This window comes from Prevotella sp. 20925_1_30 (genome assembly GCF_041433025.1).
GTDB lineage: Bacteria > Bacteroidota > Bacteroidia > Bacteroidales > Bacteroidaceae > Prevotella > Prevotella vespertina.
Genome location: NZ_JAPWAR010000014.1, coordinates 38,131 through 64,199 on the forward strand (window position 1 = coordinate 38,131; position 26,069 = coordinate 64,199).

General features: G+C 45.1%; 18 protein-coding genes. 2 read left to right on the forward strand and 16 right to left on the reverse strand.

What is annotated here, in order from left to right:
- Window positions 1–151: 151 nt before the first annotated feature.
- From O3603_RS07535 to O3603_RS07555, 5 genes are all read right to left on the reverse strand, one after another.
- The gene (locus O3603_RS07535) at window positions 152–631 is read right to left on the reverse strand and encodes a histidinol phosphate phosphatase (RefSeq protein ID WP_009433854.1); all 480 of its coding nucleotides are present in this window, start codon (window positions 629–631) and stop codon (window positions 152–154) included.
- A gap of 137 nt (window positions 632–768) precedes the next feature.
- Window positions 769–2,397: a hypothetical protein gene (locus O3603_RS07540; RefSeq protein WP_371521923.1), complete on the reverse strand. Its 1,629-nt coding sequence runs from the start codon at window positions 2,395–2,397 to the stop codon at window positions 769–771.
- Between the two features lie 42 nt (window positions 2,398–2,439).
- Window positions 2,440–2,652, reverse strand: a complete 213-nt coding sequence (locus O3603_RS07545; protein ID WP_371521925.1) for a hypothetical protein — start codon at window positions 2,650–2,652, stop codon at window positions 2,440–2,442.
- Between the two features lie 164 nt (window positions 2,653–2,816).
- Window positions 2,817–3,005, reverse strand: coding sequence for a hypothetical protein (locus O3603_RS07550; RefSeq protein WP_371521927.1), 189 nt, complete (start codon window positions 3,003–3,005; stop codon window positions 2,817–2,819).
- 156 nt (window positions 3,006–3,161) lie between these two features.
- Entirely contained in the window at window positions 3,162–4,178 is a 1,017-nt protein-coding gene (locus tag O3603_RS07555; RefSeq protein ID WP_009433833.1) for a class II fructose-bisphosphate aldolase, read from the reverse strand.
- Window positions 4,179–4,374: 196 nt separating this feature from the next.
- On the opposite strand from O3603_RS07555, the gene O3603_RS07560 reads away from it, so the two are divergent.
- Window positions 4,375–5,187 (forward strand): Cof-type HAD-IIB family hydrolase, encoded by an 813-nt coding sequence (locus O3603_RS07560; protein ID WP_371521929.1) that lies wholly within the window; start codon window positions 4,375–4,377, stop codon window positions 5,185–5,187.
- A gap of 472 nt (window positions 5,188–5,659) precedes the next feature.
- Here O3603_RS07560 and O3603_RS07565 read toward each other — a convergent pair whose 3' ends face one another.
- The 8 genes from O3603_RS07565 to O3603_RS07600 all read right to left on the reverse strand — a co-directional run bounded on the left by O3603_RS07565 (window position 5,660) and on the right by O3603_RS07600 (window position 22,116).
- A complete protein-coding gene (locus O3603_RS07565; RefSeq protein ID WP_371521931.1) occupies window positions 5,660–8,035 on the reverse strand; it encodes a bifunctional dihydroorotate dehydrogenase B NAD binding subunit/NADPH-dependent glutamate synthase in 2,376 nt (791 codons plus the stop codon).
- A gap of 132 nt (window positions 8,036–8,167) precedes the next feature.
- Entirely contained in the window at window positions 8,168–9,457 is a 1,290-nt protein-coding gene (gene serS, locus O3603_RS07570; RefSeq protein WP_004384262.1) for a serine--tRNA ligase, read from the reverse strand.
- A gap of 523 nt (window positions 9,458–9,980) precedes the next feature.
- Window positions 9,981–12,524 (reverse strand): zinc-dependent metalloprotease, encoded by a 2,544-nt coding sequence (locus tag O3603_RS07575; RefSeq protein WP_371521933.1) that lies wholly within the window; start codon window positions 12,522–12,524, stop codon window positions 9,981–9,983.
- Window positions 12,521–15,067, reverse strand: a complete 2,547-nt coding sequence (locus tag O3603_RS07580; RefSeq protein ID WP_371521953.1) for a zinc-dependent metalloprotease — start codon at window positions 15,065–15,067, stop codon at window positions 12,521–12,523. The genes O3603_RS07575 and O3603_RS07580 overlap by 4 nt, the downstream gene beginning before the upstream one ends.
- A 12-nt stretch (window positions 15,068–15,079) precedes the next feature.
- Window positions 15,080–16,507 carry a PKD-like domain-containing protein gene (locus tag O3603_RS07585; protein ID WP_371521935.1) on the reverse strand — a complete coding sequence of 476 codons (1,428 nt, stop codon included), beginning with the start codon at window positions 16,505–16,507 and terminating at the stop codon, window positions 15,080–15,082.
- 64 nt (window positions 16,508–16,571) lie between these two features.
- Window positions 16,572–17,279 (reverse strand): DUF4843 domain-containing protein, encoded by a 708-nt coding sequence (locus O3603_RS07590; protein ID WP_155716556.1) that lies wholly within the window; start codon window positions 17,277–17,279, stop codon window positions 16,572–16,574.
- Window positions 17,280–17,387: 108 nt separating this feature from the next.
- Window positions 17,388–18,845, reverse strand: coding sequence for a RagB/SusD family nutrient uptake outer membrane protein (locus O3603_RS07595; protein ID WP_371521937.1), 1,458 nt, complete (start codon window positions 18,843–18,845; stop codon window positions 17,388–17,390).
- A gap of 16 nt (window positions 18,846–18,861) precedes the next feature.
- A complete protein-coding gene (locus O3603_RS07600) occupies window positions 18,862–22,116 on the reverse strand; it encodes a SusC/RagA family TonB-linked outer membrane protein (protein ID WP_371521939.1) in 3,255 nt (1,084 codons plus the stop codon).
- Window positions 22,117–22,361: 245 nt separating this feature from the next.
- On the opposite strand from O3603_RS07600, the gene O3603_RS07605 reads away from it, so the two are divergent.
- Window positions 22,362–22,559: a hypothetical protein gene (locus O3603_RS07605; protein ID WP_371521941.1), complete on the forward strand. Its 198-nt coding sequence runs from the start codon at window positions 22,362–22,364 to the stop codon at window positions 22,557–22,559.
- Between the two features lie 207 nt (window positions 22,560–22,766).
- Here O3603_RS07605 and O3603_RS07610 read toward each other — a convergent pair whose 3' ends face one another.
- From O3603_RS07610 to O3603_RS07620, 3 genes are read right to left on the reverse strand one after another with little or no spacing between them, the layout of a single operon-like run.
- Entirely contained in the window at window positions 22,767–23,684 is a 918-nt protein-coding gene (locus O3603_RS07610; RefSeq protein WP_009434479.1) for a dihydrodipicolinate synthase family protein, read from the reverse strand.
- A gap of 20 nt (window positions 23,685–23,704) precedes the next feature.
- A complete protein-coding gene (locus O3603_RS07615; RefSeq protein ID WP_371521943.1) occupies window positions 23,705–24,931 on the reverse strand; it encodes an MFS transporter in 1,227 nt (408 codons plus the stop codon).
- 23 nt (window positions 24,932–24,954) lie between these two features.
- Window positions 24,955–26,058, reverse strand: coding sequence for a cyclically-permuted mutarotase family protein (locus O3603_RS07620; RefSeq protein ID WP_371521945.1), 1,104 nt, complete (start codon window positions 26,056–26,058; stop codon window positions 24,955–24,957).
- Window positions 26,059–26,069 lie beyond the last annotated feature (11 nt).

The window sequence follows — 26,069 nt, forward strand, 5'->3', positions numbered from 1 at the left end:
TTCTGCCTAAAGCCTTGTCCTTCTGCTACAATGTTCCTCTAAGCAACGCAAAAAATTCTTCGCGAAGAAAATTAAAATTGTTCGCGAAGAATTTCGAATTTCTTCGCGAACAATTTTTTTGTTGTTTTAGCAGAATCTCAAAAATCCGTTATCATCCTTCTGTTACAGGACCTGAAGGCTCCGTTCCTTCTGCTTTCTTTTTCTCTTTCTTTCCTTTCTTTTCTTTCTTCTCCTTTGGTGCTACTTGTTCATACGTAACATCATTCAGAGTGAAATACTTCGCAGAAGCAAGGAACTTTATAACAGGTTTCTCGATATGCTGTTGTGCACGAAACTGCTCAACAGTCTCTACTGCCTTGCTCTTAAACGAGGGTGTCAACGTTCCCATGTCACCAAACTCCACAATGTCACCATTGGCAACGATGTCACGGGCGGTCTCGCTTGCAAGATTCAGCACGGCTGCCACCTCCTGCGCATTAAAGGTTGTTGACTTAGCAATGCGTTCGCAAAAGTTGCGGAAGTCTACACGGTGCCTACCAGTTGGACGAGCAACAATAACAGTCTTTCCAGCCTGCTTGCCGATGTTCAGCTTCTGCTCTCTCAAGAAAAATTGAATTGGTTTGTTAGCCATATCATCTTTAAGGTGGTCTCTCTTTATGATAGCTCCGCAGGCTCGAGACCTTTTAGCCCACGGAGCATTTGTAAGTGATATTATTACAAATTACTAGAGTTTCATCTTTTTCTATTGTTTCGTAGTCTACTCTCTTTTTACTCAAACTTCCAAGCATTCATAATATTATGTACGCGAGTGAGGTCGGAAGATATAGATAATTCTAATTCGTTGTTATCATTCATGAAATAAACAAAGCCAAATGCACTACTGCCACTAAAGGTACTAGCAGCATTAGCAGAAGAAGACCAGAAAGAAGCATTTTGGCCAGTCATATAAAAACGTTTTGAACTAGGGTCGTCATTTGCCATTCCAATGGCTGGTAAGAAAAAGTAGTCATTAATATCTCCAGAAGAAGGAGGAGTCTGATTTGTAATCTTCCGACTGAGATTTACGTTAGAAGTAGCAATTCTCCAATCCGTATTATCTGGTGCTTTATTTTCAATATCAGATATTGTCTTACCGTTATCGCTTGCTATCTTTGCTTTCTTTTTTAACCAAAAGCCTCCTTTACGTAAGTGTCCCATACAAGTCCAAAGGATATCTGCATCAAAACGAGAATCTCCCTTTTCTGCATACCACGCAAGCTCATTTGCATTTGGGCAATCTTTACAGAGATTAACCGCATCATTACGAACGCCAGCACCGGCATCATACATATTTGCAGCACGTGGAGGAGTAACAGGGGCTTTTAGTTCATCATAGTGAGGGAAAGGATTGGTATCAACCACTGGTTGCCAACGATCAGCAGGATTAGCAGCATTCCATTCATGCCCTACCCAATAGTCTGCCTGTGCATCCCAATAACAACGTGTTGCCTCATAATCTCTCACATCAAGATTAGCCGTCATGTCGTAGTACGTATTCTTATTGTAGGTAAAAGATGTTAGATCTTTTGTGATAGTACCCTCTACATTGTCAACAAGACTTTTTATCCAATAACGTACTCTGAGTGTATGTGTACCTGGCTTAATATGCATGTAGATCTTGTCAGCAGTAGATGCAGATGTTGCACTGGTCAACGAAAAGCCATTAGTGTATGCACCGCTACCTGTAGTAATGATATTAATCTCTTTGTCAGTTCCACTACCTGTCAGTTCACCTGTAGTTGGTTTAAGAGTATACGTTCCTGTAATATTGTTATCTGAAATTACTTCTATCTTTGTCAAATAGCAATTGTTCAAGGCTGTATTACCTGTATAAGGCTGAAAAACAAGAATTGCAGCTTGATGGTCAAGCGTGAAATGGAAATTATTTGCTCTTTTTGCGTCAGCTGTACCACAATCACCTGATACGCCGAAGTGTGCAGTACTATTGGGCTCTGTCTGACTTTGTGTTGCTGGGATCGTTACATTGTTATCTGTTCCATTCTTACCAGGATAATAAATCTTATAAGAAGCTTTATCTGTGAATTTGCCAGGAACTTTAAACTTAAAAGATGCCACCTTGCCAGTAGGGGCGTTATTGCTTACCTGCCAAACATTGTCATCGTCCTGCACGTAAATCTTGTCGCCAGCTTCCCAATAGAAAGCGCCGCTGTTATAATCCATCGTTGTGCGCGTCTCTGGTCTGCCACCAACAAACTCTGTAAAGTTCTTATCATTGTCTGTATCTTTGCCGTTCTGCGCCACATCTTCGCTAGCACAAGAAACTGCTGCTAATGCCATCGTGCAAAGAGCTGCAAAGGACAATAAGCGAATCTTAAATAATTGTTTTGTTCTCATCATTACTTTTTACTTTGTCTTTTTCTTGTTTATAACTCTCTTTTCTTAATCTTCCCAAGAAGGAATGTTTTGTTCATCGCTTTCTTCCTCATCTTCTTGCCAAATTGTTGCAGCTTTCGCCCCAGCAGGACCTACTGCATGGTGGGCTGGGTTGTGCTGACCTGGCATGGACGTTTGCATAAAATCAGTAGCTTCGTTTACTTGGATTATCATACACTCTGGTGTAGAATAACTCTTCTTTACTTGCTTTTTTCTCATTACTTCATTGATTAAAATAGTTGTTATTTCGTTCTTATTTTGCTTTAAATAGAGTTCGCAAAAGGACACAAAAAAAGAACAAAGGAAACTTCTAAAAGTCCTTTGTTTACAGGGTTTGCGGCACGCTTCGCGCGCGCGTACGCGAGAAGAAAAAAATGTGTAATTTACGTCTGCTCTACTAGAGAGAGAGAGAGAGAGAGAGAGAGTATACAAATATTTGGAACTACCAAATAATTTGCAGCCTTTTTCTCATCTTTTTTTGTTAGAGAATCAAATGTACGAACAACCGTACCTATACCTTTATTATATAGGGCTGCGTACTGCTGATAATTATGATTCTTTGTAATTCTCATCTGCTTTTTGATAAGTCGACGGCAAAGGTAATAATAAAAATTAAAAGGAACAAATAAAATAAGAAGAAGTATCATATAAAAAGAAAAGCGATAGCACCCAATAAGGGCACTACCGCCATCTTTTACTATATGGTAATTCTAATCTACAACTGTAAATTAATCACAGTTAACGAGCTTGTTGTCAGAACCGAGAACATCTGTGATCTTATGCTTGTAAAGGTCTTCCATGTACTCACGAGCCTTTCCGCAGTACTGACGTGGGTCGAAGTACTCTGGGTGCTCATCGAATGTCTGACGTACACCTGCAGTAAATGCAAGACGTGAGTCAGAGTCGATGTTGATCTTACATACAGCACTCTTAGCTGCCTGACGGAGCTGATCTTCTGGAATACCAACAGCGTTTGGCAACTTACCACCGTGCTCGTTGATGATGTCAACATACTCCTGTGGAACAGAAGAAGAGCCGTGAAGAACGATTGGGAAGCCTGGGAGCTGCTTCTCGATGGCTGCGAGAACGTCGAAAGCCAATGGAGGAGGAATCAAACGACCAGTCTTCGGGTCACGTGTACACTGCTCTGGAGTGAACTTGTAAGCACCATGAGAAGTACCAATAGAGATAGCCAATGAGTCACAACCAGTGCGAGTAGCGAAGTCAACAACCTCTTCTGGCTTTGTATAGTGTGATACCTCAGCTACAACATCATCCTCAACACCAGCGAGAACACCAAGTTCTGCCTCTACAGTTACGTCGAACTGATGTGCATACTCTACTACCTTCTTTGTCAAAGCGATATTCTCCTCGTATGGAAGAGCAGAACCATCAATCATTACAGAAGAGAATCCGAAGTCTACACAAGACTTACATGTCTCGAAGCTATCACCATGGTCTAGGTGAAGAACAATCTCTGGATGATGGCAACCCAACTCCTTTGCGTACTCTACAGCACCCTCTGCAAGGTAACGAAGTAAAGTCTGGTTAGCATACTTGCGGGCACCCTTAGATACCTGAAGGATAACTGGTGACTTTAGTTCTGATGATGCCTTGATGATTGCCTGAAGCTGCTCAAGGTTATTGAAGTTGAATGCTGGGATTGCATAACCGCCTTTGATTGCTCTCTTGAACATATCACGTGTGTTCACGAGACCTAATTTCTTGTAATCTACTACTGCCATAATTAATTATGTTTTAATAATGAAATAAGTCAATACCTATTGTTACTTGCAAAAGTACGACATTATTTTCTGATAGCCAAGATATGATAGCTATTAAATGAAGTGCAAGTGTTAAATTGCGTAATTAACGATTACCTGGACTCGACTTATATGTATCTTTGCATACAAATGACTAATGATTAAGTGTAAAGGATATATGAAGTATAAGATGATTGTGCTCGATCTCGATGGCACACTGACGAATAATAAGAAGGAGATAACGCCTAAAACGAAGGAAGCTCTTATGCAAGCGCAGGCAAAGGGCGTGCATATTGTATTGGCATCGGGGCGTCCCACTTACGGAATTATGCCTCTTGCTGAGGAGTTGGAACTAAAGACTCATGGCGGATTCATCCTCGCTTACAACGGAGGAAAGATTATTGACTGCACGAACAATCGTGTTTTATTTGAACAGAAGTTGGATGAGAAGCTCGTTCCCATGCTCTACGAAGGGGCGAAGAAGGCTGGTTTACAGATTCTAACTTACCAAGGTGAGGGTATTGCAGCCACTCAAAAGGATGATAAATATGTACAGATTGAGGCGCACATCAATAAGATGCCCGTCGTTCAATACGATGACTTCCTCCGCCAACTAGTCTATCCTATTAATAAATGTCTGATTGTTGGCGAACCAACTAAGCTCCATCAACTAGAGTTAAGTCTACTTGCTCAACTGAAAGGACAGATGGAACTCTATCGTTCAGCCGATTACTTCTTAGAGTGTGTGCCCTTAGGTATCGACAAAGCGCAGTCGCTCAACCGCTTAATCACTACACTCGGTATCACCCAAGAGGAGGTTATTGCTTGTGGCGATGGCTATAATGACCTGAGTATGATACGCTTTGCAGGACTCGGGGTAGCTATGGCAAACGCTGCAAAAGACATTCAATCCGAAGCCGATTACGTAACATTATCCAACGAAGAAGATGGGGTTGCACATGTTGTTGAGCAATTTATTCTTGCAGAGTAAAAGCCTCATCAAGCCCTTTCTAAAGCCTCACCCCCGCCCCCTCTCCGAATGGAATAACCCCACCCAGCCTCCCCAAAGGGGAGGAGTGCCTAACGGGAGCCGGTTAGGAAAAGGCATTCTTAATACAAAGAGGGCGTTTCTTCGATGTGAAGAGACGCCCTTTTCATTGCAAAGAAACGCCCTCTTCAAATTGAGAAGGGTGTTTCCTTAATTTCAAAATACAATTACCTCTATCCCCCCTTACCACTCTCTTCCATCCTACTAACAGTTTTCACTCCCCTCTCTATTCGGAGAGGGGCTGGGGGTGAGGCTCTTCTTCATCTGCAAATAATAGTTTTCACTCCCCTCTCTATTCGGAGAGGGGCTGGGGGTGAGGCTCTTCTTTATCTGCAAACAATGGTTTTCACTCCCCTCTCCATTCGGAGAGGGGTTGGGGGAGAGGCTGTAGAGGGGTTGGGGGTGAGGCTGTTCTTTATTTGAAAGAGAGCTTTTCTGCCATACTCGCTGCGGCTCTTCTACCATCACCCATAGCGAGGATAACAGTCGCACCACCACGTACAATGTCACCACCAGCATATATCTCTGGACGTGAACTCTGCATCTGGTCGCTGACAACTATCGTGTTCTTACGACCTAACTCAAGCCCTTCAATAGACTTCGGAACCAACGGGTTCGGTGAAACTCCTACTGCCACAATCACTTGATCGCACTCCACAGTCACCGTCTCACCCGTTACCTCTGGACGTCGACGCCCACTAGCATCAGGCTCACCAAGCCTCATCACATCCAATACTGCAGCACAGACGCGACCCTTCTCATCGGCTTTGTACGATTGAGGATTATGTAACGTGAGGAAATGGACACCCTCTTCTTTGGCGTGTTTCACCTCCTCCAGGCGTGCAGGCATCTCTGCTTCTGAACGTCTGTATACCAATGTCACATCTGCCCCAAGACGCTTAGCTGTACGGCAGGAGTCCATCGCTGTGTTGCCTCCTCCTATAACTAGAACCCTCTTACCTATTATGAGTGGCGTATCCGTTTCGGGGTTAGCTGCATCCATGAGGTTTACTCTCGTGAGGTATTCGTTACTAGAGAGTATGTTGATAGAGTTCTCTCCTTCAATGCCCATAAAGTTCGGTAAGCCAGCTCCGGAACCTACAAATATGCCTTTAAAACCCATCTCCTTCAATTCGTCAATACTGATAGTCTTACCCACAATCGTGTCTGTTTGGAAGTGGACACCCATACGTCGGAGGTTCTCAATCTCTACATCTACTATCCTGTTAGGGAGGCGGAACTCGGGGATACCATACTTGAGTACGCCACCGATCTCATGTAGTGCTTCGAACACATAAACCTCATATCCACGCTTTACCATATCGCCTGCAAAGCTCAAACCAGATGGTCCTGAACCCACAACAGCTACCTTGATACCATTCGAGGGGGCTACTTTTGGTAAGGTCATCTGCCCACTCTCACGCTCATAGTCGGCTGCGAAACGCTCGAGATAACCAATGGCTACAGCGGGAGAGTTCATCTTTAGATGGATACAACGGCTCTCGCACTGCTTTTCCTGTGGGCATACACGACCGCAAACAGCGGGCAATGCCGATGTTTCCTTTAGTATGCTAGCTGCCTGAAGGAAGTCTCCATGCTCTATATGTTTGATGAAGTCGGGGATATGAATGCCCACTGGGCACCCTTCCACACACGTTGGTTTCGGGCAATCGAGGCATCGCTTCGCCTCTTGCATAGCCATTTCGGGGGTCAAACCGATGTTCACTTCCTCCAAACGGGTCGTTGCACGATAGGCAGGATCAAGTTCTGGCATCTGCACACGAGGGATGGCTGTACGCTCCTTAGGCTTCAACTCCTTGCGAAGAGCTTTGCGCCAAACCTCTTCGGGTTCGTTTGCCTCATCGGTAGAAACGTTGTTTTTGTCGATAGAAGATGATTTCTCACCATCCACAGAAGCCTCATCTCCTACATTATTAATAGACGAACTAGAATGGTCAGAACCCTTCTTATCAGCAGGATTAGGCACAGCCATGTCCTTAGCCTCAATCTCCTTGAAGGTGCCCATACGCTTAAACATCTCGTCCCAATCGACTAAGTCGCCGTCAAACTCTGGTCCGTCAATGCAGACAAACTTGGTCTTTCCACCGATAGTCAATCGACAAGCACCACACATTCCAGTGCCATCCACCATGATAGTATTCAGTGATACATCGTTTGGAATGCCGTATTTCTTTGCCAAGAGTGAGGTGAATTTCATCATAATAGGAGGTCCAATCGCCAACACCTTATCGACATGCTCACGTTGAATCACCTTCTCAACTCCCACCGTGACAACGCCCTTCTCACCATAAGAACCATCATCCGTCATGATGATCACCTCGTCAGAGTACTGTCGAACATCGTCCACCATGATAACAAGTTCCTTGCTTCTTCCTGCCAAAACAGATATTACCTTGTTGCCAGCTTGCTTAAGAGCTGTGAGGATGGGGAGTATCGCTGCAATACCAATACCACCTCCCGCGCATACGACTGTACCGTATTTCTCAATGCGAGAAGGGGTGCCCAAAGGACCGACAATATCGACTATCTCGTCTCCAACCTTTAGTTGGCAAAGCTTCGTCGAAGAGCGTCCCACCTCTTGAATAACCATTGTCAACGTGCCCTTCTGGGCGTCAGCTTTGGCAATGGTGTATGGTACTCTCTCACTGTGATGATCAACACGTACGATGATAAAGTTGCCTGGTCGACAACTACGAGCTATGAGTGGTGCCTCTACTTCAATACAAAACACCTTCTCAGAAAACTGCTTCTTGCTTATAATCTTGTTCATAGTCTAAAGGGCTCATCCACGTCCCCTCTCCGCTTGGAGAGGGGGGATTAGGATCCACGAGGGATGAGTTTTGTTAAAAGGTTGATTGTTAGGTTATGTCTTGTTCGTTGTTCCGTATTAGTGGGCTAAGGCTTAGTCCATCTTATCGTCGAGCATTTCAAAGCCGCAATAAGGTACGAGCACCTTCGGAACACGTATACCCTCTGGGGTTTGATTGTTCTCTATGATTGCCGCAACAATGCGTGGTAAGGCAAGTGCCGAACCATTCAGTGTGTGGCACAACTCTATCTTCTTATCCTCTGCATGACGGTAACGACAATGCAAACGATTCGCTTGGTAACTCTCGAAGTTAGATACACTTGACACCTCCAACCAGCGTTCCTGCGCTGCACTCCATACCTCGAAATCATAGCAGATAGCCGATGTGAAGCTCATATCGCCACCGCAGAGACGAAGGATGTGATAGGGTAATTCGAGCTTTTTCAATAGACCTTCTACATGGTTCAACATCTCATCCAATGACTCATAAGAGTGTTCTGGCTTATCGATGCGCACGATCTCCACCTTATCAAACTGGTGTAGACGATTCAGTCCACGCACGTCTTTTCCATAGCTACCAGCCTCTCGACGGAAGCAAGCAGAGTAAGCACAACGCTTAATCGGAAGCTCTTTCTCGTCAAGAATCTCATCACGGAATATGTTGGTAACAGGCACCTCTGCCGTTGGAATCAAGTATAGATCATCGAGGTTAGCATGGTACATCTGACCCTCTTTATCAGGCAACTGACCAGTGCCAAGACCGGAGTCTTGATTAACAACCAATGGTGGTTGCACCTCAAGATAGCCGCTTTTTCGTGCCTCATCAAGGAAGAATGCCTCTAGAGCACGTTGGAATCTTGCCATCTTACCGATGTACAATGGGAAGCCAGCACCCGTTATCTTCACACCTAAGTCGAAGTCAACTAGGTTGAACTTCTTCAATAGATCCCAGTGGCATTGGGCGTCAGCTGGGAGGTTAGGCTTCGTTCCGCCCTCCTTAACAACAACGTTGTCGTTAGCGTCCTTGCCCTCTGGAACATCGTCGTTAGGGATGTTTGGAATGGTTAAGAGCACCTCGGTCATCTCCTTCTGGGCATTCTCCATGATCTCCTGGAGTGCTTTGTCGGCCGATTTAAGCTCTGCCACCTCTTCTTTTATATTGTTAGCTTCATCCTTCTTACCGTCCTTCATCAGTTGACCAATCTGCTTTGATAGTTGGTTCTGATGCTGTTTATTGGTGTCAAGTTTCTGCTGAGTCTCACGACGCAAGCGGTCATATTCCAATACTTTCTCTACTGCCTCACGTGCACCAGAGAAGTGTTTCTTCTCCAATCCTTTGATGACACGCTCTGTCTCTTCGCTTATAAGCTTTAATGTAAGCATATATCTATATCCTTTTTGATTGTTATTTATCTGAGAGCAAAGTTACAAAAATCTTCTAGAAGTCAATCATGTTTACTGCACTTATTTGCTGTTTAAGGGAGAGAAGCAGCCTATCTCGAACTTAGATAGAGCCTCACCCACGTCCCATCTACAGCCTCTCCCCCGCCCCCTCTCCGAATGGAGAGGGGAGTGAATACTATTGTTTGCAAATAAGGAAGAGCCTCTCCCCCAGCCCCTCTCCGAATGGAGAGGGGAGTGAAAACCATTATTTGCAGATAAAGAGGGCGCTTCTTTGATGCAAGGAAAGGCTCTCTTCGATAAGAAGAAACGCCCTTCTCCAATCGAGAAGGGCGTTTCCTTAATTTCAAAATACAATTACATCTATCTCCCCTTACCATCCTCTCTCATCCTACTAGCAGTATTCACGCCCCTCTCCATTCGGAGAGGGGACGGGGGTGAGGCTGTAGATGGGCTGGTGGTAAGCCTGTTATTGGACGGGGGTGAGGCTCTCCTTCTATACGATTTATTCGTTCATATAGCGTTGAACACGCGCATACATCAATTCATATTGCGACTTGAGTGTACTGTTACTCGTGGTCTTGATACGCTCAGCAAGGAGTGTTTTCAACTTCTGCGCATAGTGGAACACATACTCAGCAGTGCGGTCGATGGTCTCTGTCCACATCGTTTCTGGATCGCCATAACCCGTTCCGAAACCGAGGAAGGATACGTCTTCTTTGTCGTTGCGAAGGCTGCGCACCCTACCCATCTGCTTCACTTCCATAACGTTCGACCTAAGTCGTTCCACGTATAAACGCTCCATGGCAATATCGTCATCATCGAGTGACTCGTCACCTGCAATCGTCTTTCTCCATACGTTGTTATAGACATCCTCGTTATATTCCAAGGGCGAATAGGATGTGGAATCGGCATAGTAACTGAGTGCCAAACGTGCTGTTGCAGACATAGCCATCTCTTGTATGCCACTTGCCAACATCTTATAAGGGTGCGAATTAACCTGTGGCAATTTATCTTCAAGACTTGTTATCCCTCGTTTACCGAACTTTCGAGCCTCATCCAAGAGCCACATTGCAGCTGCACGTTGGCGTTCCTTTGATACGACTTCATAGCGTGGAAGCCCTGAAGACTCGGTCGTTTGATAGAGTTTGATACCGCCTATCAAGGCATAAACATTGCGTGAGTAACCATAAGCCTGAGACACTATTTGACGATAGAGTTTCGCCTTTCTAGCCCCGTCCTCACCATCTGGTATCCACTCATCAAAGTGCTGGAGGATGTATTCAAGGTTCTTCAACCCATAGGTACTCGACTTAATTGCATCGCTACCAAGGTCTTCCTCAATCGCAGTTGGGTCATAACGATAACGCGACTGTTGCAATCCATAACGATACATAGGGTCGGTTTCGTGTTGAGCCACAAGTTCCTGCAAAGGCTTAATATCGTCACGAAAGCCTTTAGAGTTAGGGAATACACGATAACCCCACTCTATGGCATACTTGTCATAGACGCCGAGAATAGGTGGCGTAAGCGATACGCCCTTATCAGAAGGCTGTGCAACGTAATTGAAACGGGCATAGTCCATGATAGAAGCTGTGGTGCCGTACTTCTGAGTGAAGTCCACTGAGCGTAACGAGTCAGTAGGTATAGCAGCTGATGCAGCCATATTGTGCATTAATCCAAGTGTATGACCCACCTCGTGACCAACGATATATTCGAGCGAAGCCTCAAGTATGCTATCAGGCATATTGAGCGTTCGAGCAGCTGGATCGAGCTGTGCTGTCTGGATAAAACGCCAACTATTAATAACGTTGACCACGTCGTTATAAACCAAGACAGTGGCTGTGATGATTTCACCCGTGCGTGGATCAATCCATGACGGACCCATTGCATTCTCCGTAGCAGTAGGCAAGTAACGTATGCAAGAGTACTTGAAATTATCTGGATCAAAGCTTGGGTCATCTGTTGGGAAGTCCCTTACCTGCATGACATTCTTAAATCCTATGCGTTCAAAAGCAGCGTTCCAACGCAGAACGGAGTTCCTAATTGCCTTCTTCCAAAGCGGTGGGAAGTTGTTGTCGATATAGTAAACAATCGGCTTCTTAGGCTCTGAGAGCTTCCCTGCAAAGTATGCGGCAGGGTCCTTCGGCTCTACTCGCCACCTATTAATAAAGCTCGCATGCTCAATGAGTCCATCGTTAACTATTGCCTTAGGAGTTAAGAAGTAACCTAGTCGGACATCGCTAAGTCGAGGTGTCATCTTATCCTCTGGCAATAGAGCTAATGTAAATTCAACACCGATGGATACCGGTTGATTACTGATTGCCACACTACCACTATTACCCGTCATGTTGGCTACGTAGTTACGTTCCATCTTAATACATGCGTTGGACTCAAAGGACTTTAACGCAGTAACCTTTATCCATTCGGGTTTCAATTCGGCATCCACTCTGTAAGGACCAGCTATCTTGGCGATAACAGGGAAATACTTACTTTCACGCAAGAAGAACGATGAGGCATCGAAGACGATACCACCTGTTTTCTTGTTACGAGCCTTGATTGGGAAGGAATAGAGGTCGAGGTTACGATAGTTAGTAGCCTCAGCTTCCTTTGCCATTGGCGTTGGTAAGGCATCAAGCAACTCTGAATTGACAGCCTGCATGACGATGGAACTATCCTTCTGAACGAATCGGATATGAGAAACAGAGCCTGCACGTGTACCTAATTCGGCATATTGCGGACTAGATACTGACGAGATGGTTGCCCCTAGCAACATATCACGATTGAGGGAAGAAGGGGGGAGTTCAACATAAAGTTTCTCTCCCGTTCGATAGAGAGAGACGAAAGGACCTCGAGCAGAATCGGTCTTCTCTTCTGTAAGGAGTCGCTCGTAAGCATCTTTCTTCACCACGGTTGTGGTTGTCTTTGTATCTTTCTTCTTCTTTTTAAAGAGTGGGAAAGCCTGCGCCGAGAGTGAGATACTTAGCAAGCCAACCGCTAGTAAGCTGATGGCAGCCGTTCTCTTAGATGGAATGAATAGTTTTCTCATTTCTTAACCTCCATTGTCTTGTTCACTTTGAAGAGCAACATCTCATAGTGGGTGCGTGCTTCTAAGGGCAAGTTAGCCTTTAGGCACTTCTCCAAAGCTGGTTTTAATTTAGCCAGACAATTATAGAAATAAAGCTCAGAGTTGTCTGCTACAGTGATATCCACTGTTGGGGCAAGATTCTGTGAAGGGTCTCCAAAACCTGGTGTAGCACCCATGTCGTCATCTTTCAACGCTGAACGACTGCCCGAACCACCCTCAGAACCACCATTACCAGTGGCTTTTGAGACTACATTCTGCGCATAATTCATGAATGTGCGTTGCAGAACTCGCTCGCTCTGAGAGGGTGCGCGCATTTGAGCAACGCTCTTGAAGATACCATCATAGAGGTCATCAAAGTACTCCTTCTGCGTGTAGCTGTTTGGATTCAAGTAAGAGGTAACAGCCACACGAAGCCTAGCTGCAAGCAAGTCATAGCCTAGGAACTCCAAAGACTGGTCATAGTAGCTAACAGATAAGAACCCTTTGCGCTCGTAGTTGCGGTTAGCATACTTGGTGAAGTTGGTTGCTTGTTGTAGACACCACAGCATGGAGCGACGCTGAAGATCCTTTGGTACGACCTGATACTGCGCTATTCCACTTGAAACCTTCATGTTGTTAAGGTACATACCACCCACGTTACTAAGCACATGTTTGAATACTTCGTATCGATTCTGTGATATCTGGAGATAGAGCTGATCCTTGATTCGTGTGTCCTCATCGTTCTTTATCCACTTAGAGAGGTTCGATTCAACGATAGAGTAGTTCTTGTTGGCAAGGTTGGCAGTCTCAATCATGTCATTACCGAGCGCACCTTGCTGCACACGTGGGTCCCACTTGCCATTGCGTTCAGCGTAGAAACGATAGCGAGGATTCTGTATCTTCTTGTCGACGAAAGCCTCGAGTATCTTTGTCTCATCGTTGATAGAGACAGAAGAAGGGTCGAAGTAACGATAGTTCCAATCAATGGTGAAATAGTCATACATGCCCAAATCGGTTTGAGCAAGGCGTACACCATGGTCTGTGGGTTGTGCCACATAATTATAATCAACGTCATCCATTACCGATGGCGTTAGTCCCATGGTTGTGGTGAAACGTGCATTACGCAAAGAGTCAGTAGGGTAAGTAGATGACGCACCAGGGTTAGCTTGCAATCCCAACATACTTCCCATCTCTCTCATTACAAGTAGTTTCAACCCTTCAGCAAACTGAGCTGCATTCAAGCGGTTGCCTCTCACAGATGGATCAACGGCTCCTGTCTCAACCAAACGACGCTTATGTAGAGAGCGTTCAACGTCAGAATAGATAAACATTGACGCACTCATGATCTCTCCAGTATTAGGGTTTACATACTTGTCACTCGATGGTTCGGATGAAGAACCACTAGGGATATATCTGATACAAGAGTACTGCACGTTGTCTGGGTCGAAGTCTTCTTGATTCTTAGGGAAGTCTAGCACCTCTATTGCATTTCGATATCCAATCTTCTCAAAAGCCTTGTTCCACGCAAGAACACCCTCTCTGATAGGTTTCTTCCAAGCCTCTGGAAAGGTGTTATCAAGATAGAAGCGGATAGGCTGAACAGGCTCACTTAGTTTACCTTTAGCGTATGCTTTCTTATCACGTGGCACAAGATTCCAACGGTGAGAATAGTATATTTTCTTGGTTCCAGCCCCTTCTACGGGTATTCCTAATCGAGCAGAATAATCAACGCCAATGCGTGAGTCCATAATACGAGGACGCATAGCTGACTCGGGAACAAGGGCTAGGCTATAGCTTACACCTACTGTCGTTGGACGCTCACCACCTATCGGCATAGACATTAAAGAGGTGGAAACGCCATAGGAGAAGTCGTTATTAATGGACAAGTTAGTATCAAAACTCTTTATACCTCGTATAAAAGAAAGCTCAGACTTAGGCGTTGCCTTGATAGAATACTTACCATTACGTGTTGGCATAACAGGCAGTAGGTTGGTTGGTTTCCCTAGTAAGGAGGTAACGTCGAAGACTACTGCTGTACTGTCATTGTTATATGCCATGATGTTAAAACCCTGCCAGATACCATCGCGATAGTTGAGTGCTAGGGCGCTAGAAAGCTCTGGTGAGGAGGCATTCGACTGAAAGAGAACATTGTTCGGGGTCTTCATTACCACCGAGCTATCCTGTATGTCGAAATAAAAGAGTACTGGGTTGGCACTCGTCGAACCGACTGTCACCGTTGTAGGGTCGGTCGTTGACGTGATCGTGCCACCTAATATCATCTGCTTCTTAAGCAGTGTTCGCGGTAATTCAAAGTAGATTTTGTTGTCTTGCTTGTAGACAGTGATGAACTTACTACGTGCTGTCTCGGTCTTCTTGTCCTTAAAGAGTCGATCGTACTTCGTCTCCTTCTTGGCTTTAGAAGAGTCCTTCGACTTATTGTCATCAGCCTTAACTACAGTACCATGCAATACTAGGAGGAACGCAAAAGTCCCTCCCAGTAATGGTTTCCAATGTGAGATATTCATTATCATTAATGTTTATTTGTTTCTGTATAGTGCCTTCACAATCCTCTTAGTGATATGCTGTTTCGACCAACGTAGGCTATTAGTCTGTGCGTCATAACAGTAAAGACTACCCTGCATAGTGCTTGATGGGTCGTTAGTTGCTATATATATAAGGTTGTCATCATCGGAGAATACCATGTCAACTATCGTCTCCGTGCTATTGCCAACACTAATGAGTGGAGCCGTAGGGAAGGTTCCGTTCGCTAGGACGTTATGTGCATATACAGCGTTACCCTTCGTGTAGTAAACGATGTTCTTACTACGTGCTGAACGCACAACAGAGCCATTTTCAATTCCTGTTGACGCTGGCATAGCTATGCGATACAGTACATTTGCAGCAATGCGCTTGGTTGCGTCAGACGAATAATAGCCTGGGTTGATATAGTTGAAATAGAATGTTCCCGTGCTCTTCTGGCATGTGATGAGGGCGAGATGTCGCTGCCTATTAATGCTAGCCATACCTACCAAGGTGTCACCAGAGAATGTTCCCTTGAGGATCTCGGCTGGTATTGAGGTGTTCTCAATCGCCATTGTGAGAAGAGCACCATGTGAATTGTCGAAGTAAGCATCGCCATGTGCATAGAACAAGTCCTCTCTCCACCATGGAGTCATGTAATTGGCAAGTGTGACGTTACCACTGACAGCACCATTGAAACGTGATGTCTGTGTTCGAAGATTGGTTGAATTCACATCCAGAGAATAGAGGTTATGATCTGTAATAGCCATCACCTTAGGTCGACTATCATCCGAACTTGCCACTAACTGATTGACCTTCTCACCAACAGAAGTATTGAAGATCGATACCATCTCATAGCCATCTAGCTGATAAATCTTCGATGGGTTGCCTGCAGCAAGGAACAAGATGTTTGCCTTCTGACTATCGAATGTCCTACTGAAAGCCATTGAGCGTGGCGCACCAAAGCTGACATTAGGGTTGTTATCAGCCAATACATCCAACTTGAAGGACTTCTTTACATCCTCAGTTGGGACGTATGACAAGATGGTTTGATTGTTGTTATCAGCCAAGAGATAGATCCCCTTGGTGTAAGCATACTCTACATTGACATTGAACTCATAGATTTGAATGTTCTGACCATTGCTTACTCGCAAGCGAGCTTTGTACTCTCCCGACTTGTTACAAGGGTAGACTAGCTTCGAATCGTTCGATACTAGCTTATGATTAACCTCCCATTCGTAAGTAAGGGGTTTGTCTCCATTGGTCTGCAAGACGGTTGGATTAATCTTAAGAGTATCGTTCTGATCCAATGTGTAAGTACTTTCAAGAGGATTCTGAAGACTTATCACTGATACAGAGTCGCCCCCCGCAGTAGAGTCATCCTTAATACATGAGGTGAAGGTAAGGGCAGATAGTGCCAATACATATAAATATTTTCTTATCATACTTGTAGCTTTCTTTTTCCATGAAGGGACCATGTCCCGTGATTGTTATCTATTAGTTGTATCGTTACTCAGGGTTTGCTAAGAAATAAGCCTTAACCTTCTGAATGTTTCTATACAGCTGTGTCTGTTGACGAGGATTGCGAATTGCATTCACAATCAGGCTTGGATCGGAGTCATAATACGACAACAACATACGATACTTGGCTGGTGTATAATCTGGAAGACCCATTGCCTTCATTATTGGATAGTCCCACCAATAAGGCTTCTCGAGTACATTATCGAAGGTGATAATGCGCTTGGTCATATTCGGGAAACGAACTCCTAAATCGTTGGTAGCCTCTAAACGCAATACAATTCGTATGTTATCATTCTGCGTACTACTCAAGTTTTGACGCAACAACACCACTGGGAACGTTGCAGAAAGACTATCGGCTGGAATAATCTGGTCGCTATTCAATGCCTCATAGTGTACACCTGCTTGAGCCGAACTACTAGGGTCAACGACTACCTTAAAGTGCTGAGCAGTGGACTTTTTAACGCCTGCGAGCTTTACAGTAACAGCCACCGTATCACGTGTCACACTAGTTGGTGCGGTTCCAAAAGAGTAATTATATAAGGTGTCAGAAGTATTCTTCAAAGCAAAATACACCTGATTATTACCTTCAAAATCACCTTCTTTAGAATATTCCCCATCGTAATCTATACCAGAGCATGCCTGCCATGACAAGGCAATAACACCAATGGCAAAGAAGTTTATGATTGACTTATACATAATCTATTAAATTCTAGTTGATTGTATCAATATACTTTGTATGAGGGCTGGTCAGCGTGGTTAGCGAAAGAGTCTTCGCCCCACAAAGACCTTATTAGCCCCTATCTTTTATAATTTGTGTACTTCCTTGTTACCATACTCATTCTCCACATCAGGCCAAGGGAGGTTGAAGATGGCATCAGAAGGCTGATAGGTATCAACGTTGCGGAAGTCAGTAAAGCTGCGATTATAGTGCTTTAACGCATAGAAGGACTGTCCCATACCAGGGAACTCACGCATACGTTCACGCATCATCTCCTGTTCGAAGAGGTCACGTGTGCTCACTTTCGAAGCGTCAACATCGCCAAGTCCCCTACTCTTCCTCACTGCGTTAAGCAGAGAAATAGCCTCTGTCTTGTTCGTGTCATACACACTTTCACTCAAGATATAGTACATCTCTGGCAGACTAATCAGTACAAAGCCCTTGAGAGTATTGTTGTTTGCCTCTGCATCGTTCTGTATGAAGCGTATAAAAGAGAATGTTGATGCACCCGAAGAGGTGTTTTCTCTGAAGAACGAGCTGTATCTTGCATCAGAGCTAGTGGCTGTGAAGTGGTCTGTCTCATAGAGACTTCGTGCATCACGACGCCCTTCAGTAAACGTACCAGCACCTGTTGCACGCAGAAAAGCAGAACGAATGGCACCTGAACGATCGGCTGCATAAACGCCAAATATCATCTCTTTATTAGCTGGGAAACGCATAACTGAATCAATAGAAGTCGTTGTGTTCAGCTTAAAGTTCTGTGTTGCATTGATGACTTCACGTGCATACTTGGCTGCTTCTGACTTATTACCCATAGCATAGTAAACGCGTGCTTTCGTTGCTTTCACCGCATATTTATTGAAGAAGATGACGCGGTCTTGATGATAATCACGCTGTAAAACGTTATTGTAAGTGACGTTATTATCATCTGACAATAGCGAGTCGGCAGCATTCAAATCACCAATGATTAACTTGAAAGTATCATGCAAACTATAACGCGAGCGGTTCTTTAGATTGAACTCAGTTGCGTATGGTAAACCTAACGTATTGGCGTCACTTCGAGTATAGTCAGTACAATATAAGCGAGCCAAATCGAAGTGCATAAAGGCACGCAAACCCAATGCTTCACCATGTATGAGGCGTCTCTCTTGGGGCGCACTACTAATATCGTTCATGTGTCGCAACACGTTGTTGACATTTGCGATATTGCTATACATGTTCTTCCAGATGGCATCTGTCTGCAAACGAGCCTGTTGGTTGGTATATTGGTAACGGTTCAGATAATAGCTCACATCCTGCGAGTTATCATAACCAAACTCCTGTCCGAGCTTGTCAACAAGCCCCCATGAGAGGCTCTCACCATACAGGTTAGAGGAAGCTAACTTGCCATAAACACCAAACATAGCATCTTCATAACCCGTGATAGTCGTAAACATCTGGTCTTCGGTGTTCTGTCCTTTGGGCTGAACATCCAAGAAGTCATTGCAAGAGGTCAGCAGTGCAAGTACCACCGAAGCCCCTATATATTTTGTCAACATATTCATTTCTTGTCTAATCGTATTAAAGTGAGAATCTTAAAGAGAACTCGAAACTTCTATCGTAAGGGTAGTTTAGACCGCGCTCACGCTTTGCTGAGGATAGATAGAAGAGGTCATTGGTGAGGAACTCGAGGTACATACGTCTCAAACCGTACTTCTGTATCCATGTTGTTGGAACCTCGTAAGACAATGCCAAACTGCTCATTCGCAGGTAATTGTTCATCTGTACGAAGCGAGATGTTTGATAAGGTGTTGCCGTATCATCAATTCGCTTGTACTTAGCAATCGTCCCTGGCGTCTTCCATCTGTCCTGAAGTACACGCTCATCAGCGTTATACTTAGGGTTAGCACCCTCTACCTTTGTAGCGAGAGTCTCGTTATATAAGGCTCCACCAAATGAGTATTGAAAGGTACAGCTAAGGGCAAATCGCTTATAAGTAAGGTAGGAGTTGATGGCTCCAATACCGATTGGGTTCGTATCACCAAAGATCACTTTGTCATTCGGATCATAGGTAAATGTGTAGTTACCATCACGCTTAATGAAGATTTCCTGACCTGTTACTGGATCGATACCAGCGGATGGAACAACCTTCAAAGCAGACAATGACTGACCTTCCTCATATACTGGAAGTGGTGCAACACCACCCTTTGCGAGGTTCTGCTCATTGAGTGCACGGAGCGCATTACTTATCTTCTTGATCTTATTCTTATTATATGCATAGGTGAAACCAAGCGACCATTGCCAGTCCTTTGTCTGTATTGGGAAGGTGCGAACACGAAGCTCGAAACCTGTGTTCTGAACCTCTCCAATATTCTCACGAGAGGTGGATACACCTACTGATGGTGCCTTGGTTATATCCAAAAGCAGGTTATCTGTATTCTTGATATAGTAGTCGGCAGAGAGGTCGATACGCCCATGGAAAGCGGTGAAGTCGACACCGATATTCGTACTCAACGTGCGTTCCCACTTCAAGTCGGGGTTACCTATAGTAATAGGTGTGGCACCTGTACCCTTACCATAGAAGTAAGAGCTGTTGTAACTATACGTTGTTAATGACTGATAAGGGTTGAAGTTGATGTTACCAAGGTATCCTATGCTAGCACGCAACTTGAGTAATTGAATGGGAGTACCCTTCATGAACTTCTCATTATGGATGTTCCAACCACCTCCAACACTCCAGAATGGAGCAAAGCGTTGGTTCTTTCCGAATCGAGAAGAGCCTTCATAACGATAGATGAGATCGAGGAAGTACTTGTTATCCCATATAGTGTTTGCATTCACAAAGAAGCCTACTCCCCTTGTTTCTGTATCTGAACCACTAGGGTGACTATTGGTATCATAAGAGGTAGCAAAGGCTGGATGACCCAACTGGTCAGAGTAGAATCCAACGGAGCGATAGCCTGCTGCATCTGTAGAAGTCGACTCCATACTACTACCACCCATAGCTGTTAAGAACAACTTCTTAAAGAAGTAGTTGTTATAAGACAGCATTACCTTACCTTGGAAGGTGGTTGTATTGGTCCAGTTATCCGACAAGGAGCCTCGCTGGTTGACTGCTTTTGAGATCTTCTCATTGTATGAGAAAGGTGAAGTAAACACTCGTCTGTCTTGCTTACTGCGGTCGATTGTGAAGTCACCATCCAATCGTACCTTATCACCAAACCATAATTGGACACTCGTGGTATTGAGGAAGTCGAGGTTATTCGACTTGTTGTAACTACCTAACGAGGCGTCATACAAGGGGTTGGCAAGGTCATGATAGAGCGAAGAACGCAACTGCCCGTCGGCATCGTAAGGGTTTTCATAAGGGTTCATCTTTACCCAATCGGAGAAGTCACCATACGGTGATTCATGATTAGTAACCGATGTTAACGTTGAATTATTCGATATGAAGAACTTGCCCGAGACGTTATATGAGAGGCGGAAGTTGGTTGATAAGCGAGTACGATCAGACCCTTTCATCACTCCGGAGTCCTTTCCATAACGTACTCCAAGGTTATATTTGGCACGCTCATCACCACCATCTATACTCAAGCTATGCGATTGTGAGAAGGCATTACGCAATGGTTTCGATAGCCAATCGGTCTCTACTCCACGCTGAACATCGTTATAGATACGTGCATAGTCGCGGTCGTACTGATACTGACGGGTTGGGTCTGTATCAGTGAACAAGCCTGCTAAACGCTCATACTCAAGTTTCTGACGAGCATTCAAGAGGTGATAATCATGCAAGTCTGGCGTTGACAAACGAACAGTTCCACTATAGTTCAACTTCAGTTTACCACCTTTCAAGGTCTTGGTAGTGATGACGATTACACCAGCTGACGCCTTCGCACCATAAAGGGCAGACGCTGAAGCATCCTTCAAGACGGTTACTGTCTCGATATCATTCATATCCATGTCGGCAACATACTCTGCTGTTACCTGTGCACCATCGACTACATAGACTGGAGTATTAGCCTGTCCCTCAAAGGTGGCACGCCCACGAATATTGATTTCTGCCACCTTGTTAGGGTCAGAACCCTTGAGGTTATCATCGGCGATGACCATACCTGGAACGAAGGAAGATATACTTTGCAACACATTCTTCGTACCCACATTCATCAACTGATCGCGTGTCACAGCTACTTGAGAGCCCGTAAACGAGTTCTTGTTCTTAGTTTGATAACCCGTAACAACAACCTCCTGCATCTCTTTAGAGTCCTCTCTCAAGGTGAAGTTGGCTGCTGCTCCATTCTTAACAGTCCTTGTTACGGTCTTATAACCGATGTAGGACACCGTAAGGTGCGCCTCCTTCTGATCCGTTTGTATCTGGTATTCACCATTGATATCGGTTACGAAGCCTCCATTAACGCCTTCCATGCGGACAATGGCACCAATGATTGGCTCGCCATCGGCGTCAGTAACCTGACCTTTGATGGTTCCTTTGCGTTGAGCAACTACCTTCTTGGCAAAGGTGAGGGTGTTTCCTTCAACCGAATAAGTAAACGGCAGTTGATTGGAGAGGCTCACCAATAAACTTGTGACTGACTGGTCGCGAACGGAAAGGGTTACTCCTTTGAGCGACTTAACATCCTCGTCAGCAAATTTCACTACTAGACCCGTTTGCTTAGCAACCTCATTTGCAAAGGATTCGATTGTTGCATCCTGCAAAGAAAGCGTTACCTTCGCACCATCGAAGTCCTGTGCTGAAGCTGGAAGACATAATGGTCCAAAGCATAAAAGGTTCAGAATAAGAACACAGGTAATACGTTGGAGAAAATTCATCTTGTGCATCTTTCTCTATAATTAATATTTACTTACTAATCAAAAAACAATCTTTTACTAATCGAAAAACAGCCTTCACTTAAACTGAATACCATCACTTGTTTCGCTCATAATGGTTAATTGTTTTCGCTCTAACTCTTATTACAATCTTAAAAAAACTCTTTCTTTGATATTACTCTTCTATCATTATCCGACTGCAAAAGTACGAAAAAAAAACGAATCTATAATCTTTTCATTATTAAAAAGGCATATGTTTGCAAATAAAGAAGAGCCTCACCCCCAACCCCTCTCCGAATGGAGAGGGGAGTGAAAACTATTATTTGCAGATAAAGGAAAGCCTCTCCCCCGTCCCCTCTCCGAATGGAGAGGGGAGTGAAAACTATTGTTTGCAGATAAAGAAAAGCCTCACCCCCAACCCCTCTCCGAGTGGAGAGGGGAGTGAACACTGTTAGTAGGATGGAAGAGGGTGGTAAGGGGAGATAGAGGTAATTGTATTTTGAAATTAAGGAAACGCCCTTCTCAATTTGAAGAGGGCGTTTCCTTGCAATGAAAAGGGCGTCTCTTCGATGTGAAGAAACGCCCCCTTTATTTGTTTATAGTAGTATCTACTCCCCTCTCCATTCGGAGAGGGGGCGGGGGTGAGGCTGGTTGTTCCTCTATCAAAACCTATTACACCTCTCGAAGAAACCAATCTCCTCGAGTTCTTTCTGCATACGTGCTTCCTCTTCATCGGTCATGTTTTGGAAGGGAACACGGTTCGGTCCGAGGTCGAAACCGAGCAGTTTCATAATGCGCTTACCGCCTACGATGTTACCACGGAAGTGACAGATAACATTGATCACTGCCTGTGAGAAGTTCTGTTTCTCACGTGCTGTCTCGATGTCGCCAGCATTCCATGCCTCGATGATACCCGTCAGCTCGCGCCCGTTATAGTTCGTTGTACCACCAATGCCGCCACGTGCTCCACCTTGAGCAAGGCTTGGGAGGATTGTTTCATCTTGACCATGAAGCATGTCATACTTGCCTTCTTTATACAAACGACACTGATTGTACTCATAGAGACTCTCGAAGGTGTACTTGATTCCAGCAAAGTTTTCTATGCGTCCATCAACGGCTTTCAACAGGTCAAGCATAGGCAAGAAGGCTCCGTTGAAGGCTGGGATGTGATAATAATAGAATGGTAAGGAAGGGGCTGCCGAAGCAATGGTTTCGCAATACTTCACCAACTCCTCGATACGACCAATCTTAGGGAATGGAGGTGCCATTGCGCCTATTCCCCACGCACCAATGTGCTCGGCATGCTTTGCCAACTTAACACTCTCACGCAGACAACAGCTCCCCACGTGTACGATAACCTTAAACCCTTCGGGGGCTACTTGTACCCATCTCTCTGCCAACTGCATACGTTCTTCGGTTGTAAGCATATATCCTTCGCCTGAAGAACCATTGATGAATACACCTTTCAAACCATTCTTCTGCAACATAGCTGCATACTTCTCGATAGGTTCGAGATTGACATCGCCATTCGCATGAAAGGGTGTGAATGGTGCATCGATAAGTCCAATAATCTTTTCCATAACTATATTTTAATGTATTACTATTCCATATTGTCAGTCGTTGGTCGTAGGCAAGAAAGCTGCAAGATGAGGGCTAGCACCACCACAGCTCCTAATAGGGCAAAGCCCAACCCAAGGTTTCCTCCATCGGTCCACTTGCCTAACACTTGTGTAACAGCAGCCCCGGCAAAGACGCCCGTCATGTTCATTATACCATAGGCAGTGCTTCGATACTTTGAAGAAATGAACTGGCAAAGGATCGGCATATTGTTCGCATCAAAGATACCATAGCCCACTCCGAAGCATAGTCCAGCCCCAACGACTGCGATGAGACTATGTCCAAAGCCCAAGAGTATCAATGCTGGGACGGTCAAACCAAGCCCAATAGCACTCGTATAAACTCTTCCACGGATATTGCGCTGCACCCATCTGTCGGAGAGGATACCTCCAAGAATGACGCCAACAAAGGACGATACGGCAATAGTAATGGTCGATATAGGTCCCGCACTAGCCATCGGTATGTTCAAACTATCGGCGAAGAGCGTTGGTAACCAGTTCTTCGTTGCCCATCCGGGGAGGCTAGGTACAGCGAAATAGAACAATATTACCCAGAATGCCCACGTTGAGAAGACGACAGAAAGACCTCGGAACGGATTGCGTGAGGGCTTTTCTCCTATCGTGGTAGCCTGTTTCTGCGAATGTTTAGGGTTCTCTTTGAGTAAGAGAAGGAGTACGATTGAATAGACAACACCGATGACGCCGAACCAATGGAACGCCGCATTCCATGAGAGCATGGCTGCGAGTGTGGCACCAAAGCCGCCTATCGCCTGTCCAACATAGAGTCCGGTCATGTGGATTCCGATAGCTAATGAGCGCGACTTACCCTCATGCCAGTCGGCAATTAACGACAGGGCGGAAGGGATATAGAGTGCTTCACTAATGCCCATAAAGGCTCTTAGCCAGTAAAGCTGCGTGAAGTTGTGGGCATAACCCATAAGGAATGTGACCGCAGACCATACGAATATGCTACCGACAACGAGCCACTTACGACTCATCCTGTCGGCTATAATACCTGCAAAGGGGCTTACAATGCCATAGATCCAAAGGAAGACTGCCATCAAAGCACCGAACGCTTCGGCTTGATTTAACTCACTAATATCTACTTTCATAGCCTCTTGCATGGTGGACAACATCTGTCGGTCCATGTAATTCAGGAGTGCTACGAACCATAAGAGGGCGACAAGCACCCAAGGATAATACTTCTTCATAGATAGGTTTTTACCGCTGTTTGTTATTTTATCTCACGTTTGTGTGGAGCTTGTTCGGGGTATTTTACAATCTGATTACTCCTTACACGGGGTTTTAACTCACCTCCGATGACAAAGACACCATCATCGGTTTTGACCATGGCAGCACCCGCACGTGCTGTTTCCGTATGTTTCGACAATACTTGCCAACCGCTCTTATTATATAATAAGGTGTAAGGGTTGAACTGATACCACGCTATCGGGTGAGAGAGATAGTCGGGTTGTGGATGATTGACAGCCGCTAGGAAGATGTCTTTGTTTACTCCGCCCGTGACCAAGAGATGGTCAGTTGCTATGTTGATAGCTGCTCCGCCACCCACAAAGAGGGCTTCGCCAGCCTCATCCTTAGGGCAATCGAGGTTTTTCCAAGTGCCGCTTTCTTCATCAAAGAGGTAGCCATCCATAGCTAACTGTGCGTCTTCACCCTTTGTTCCAGGGGCAAATCCACCGAAAAGACAGAGTTTTCTTTCGCCTAAAGAACCGGCTACTGGCTGTACACGAGGTAGTCCGGGGAAGGGTTGAATGTCCTTCCATCCACGGTTGAGATGGTCTAAGTCGAGGCATAACACACGATTGCTTGCCTTTCCATCTACCATTCCGCCAACGATATATAGGTGTCGACCAACGAGTGCACCAGCCATATTATCCACCTTGCAAGGCATAGAGGGGAGGGCTGTCACACGTGCTTGACCATCCTTAGCGAGCGTAATGCGATAGACACCATGCTTGCTTCCGCTCTCGTTCTGACCGCCTGCTATGATCATTCCGTCCGCACATGACACGGCAACACCATAAGCGATTGGCTCGGGCAGGGAGCCTATCTGCGTCCATGTCAGTTGGTCGCCTGTGGTGGAACGTGCGCTGTATATACCTTTATAAAACTTCTTCTTACTGTCGGGAGCGAGCGTGTTAACAGGGAAATTGCAGCCTCCTGCCATCACAATATACGCTCCTATATGTCCTGCGAAACAGGCTGATACACCTTGTTCGATACCCGTTTCGGTCGTAGGAAATCCTTTCATCTGTGTCAAACTATCGGTTGTGAACGCATTTGCAGATAGTCCCGATAGTAACGATAAACTACTCATTATTAGGTTCT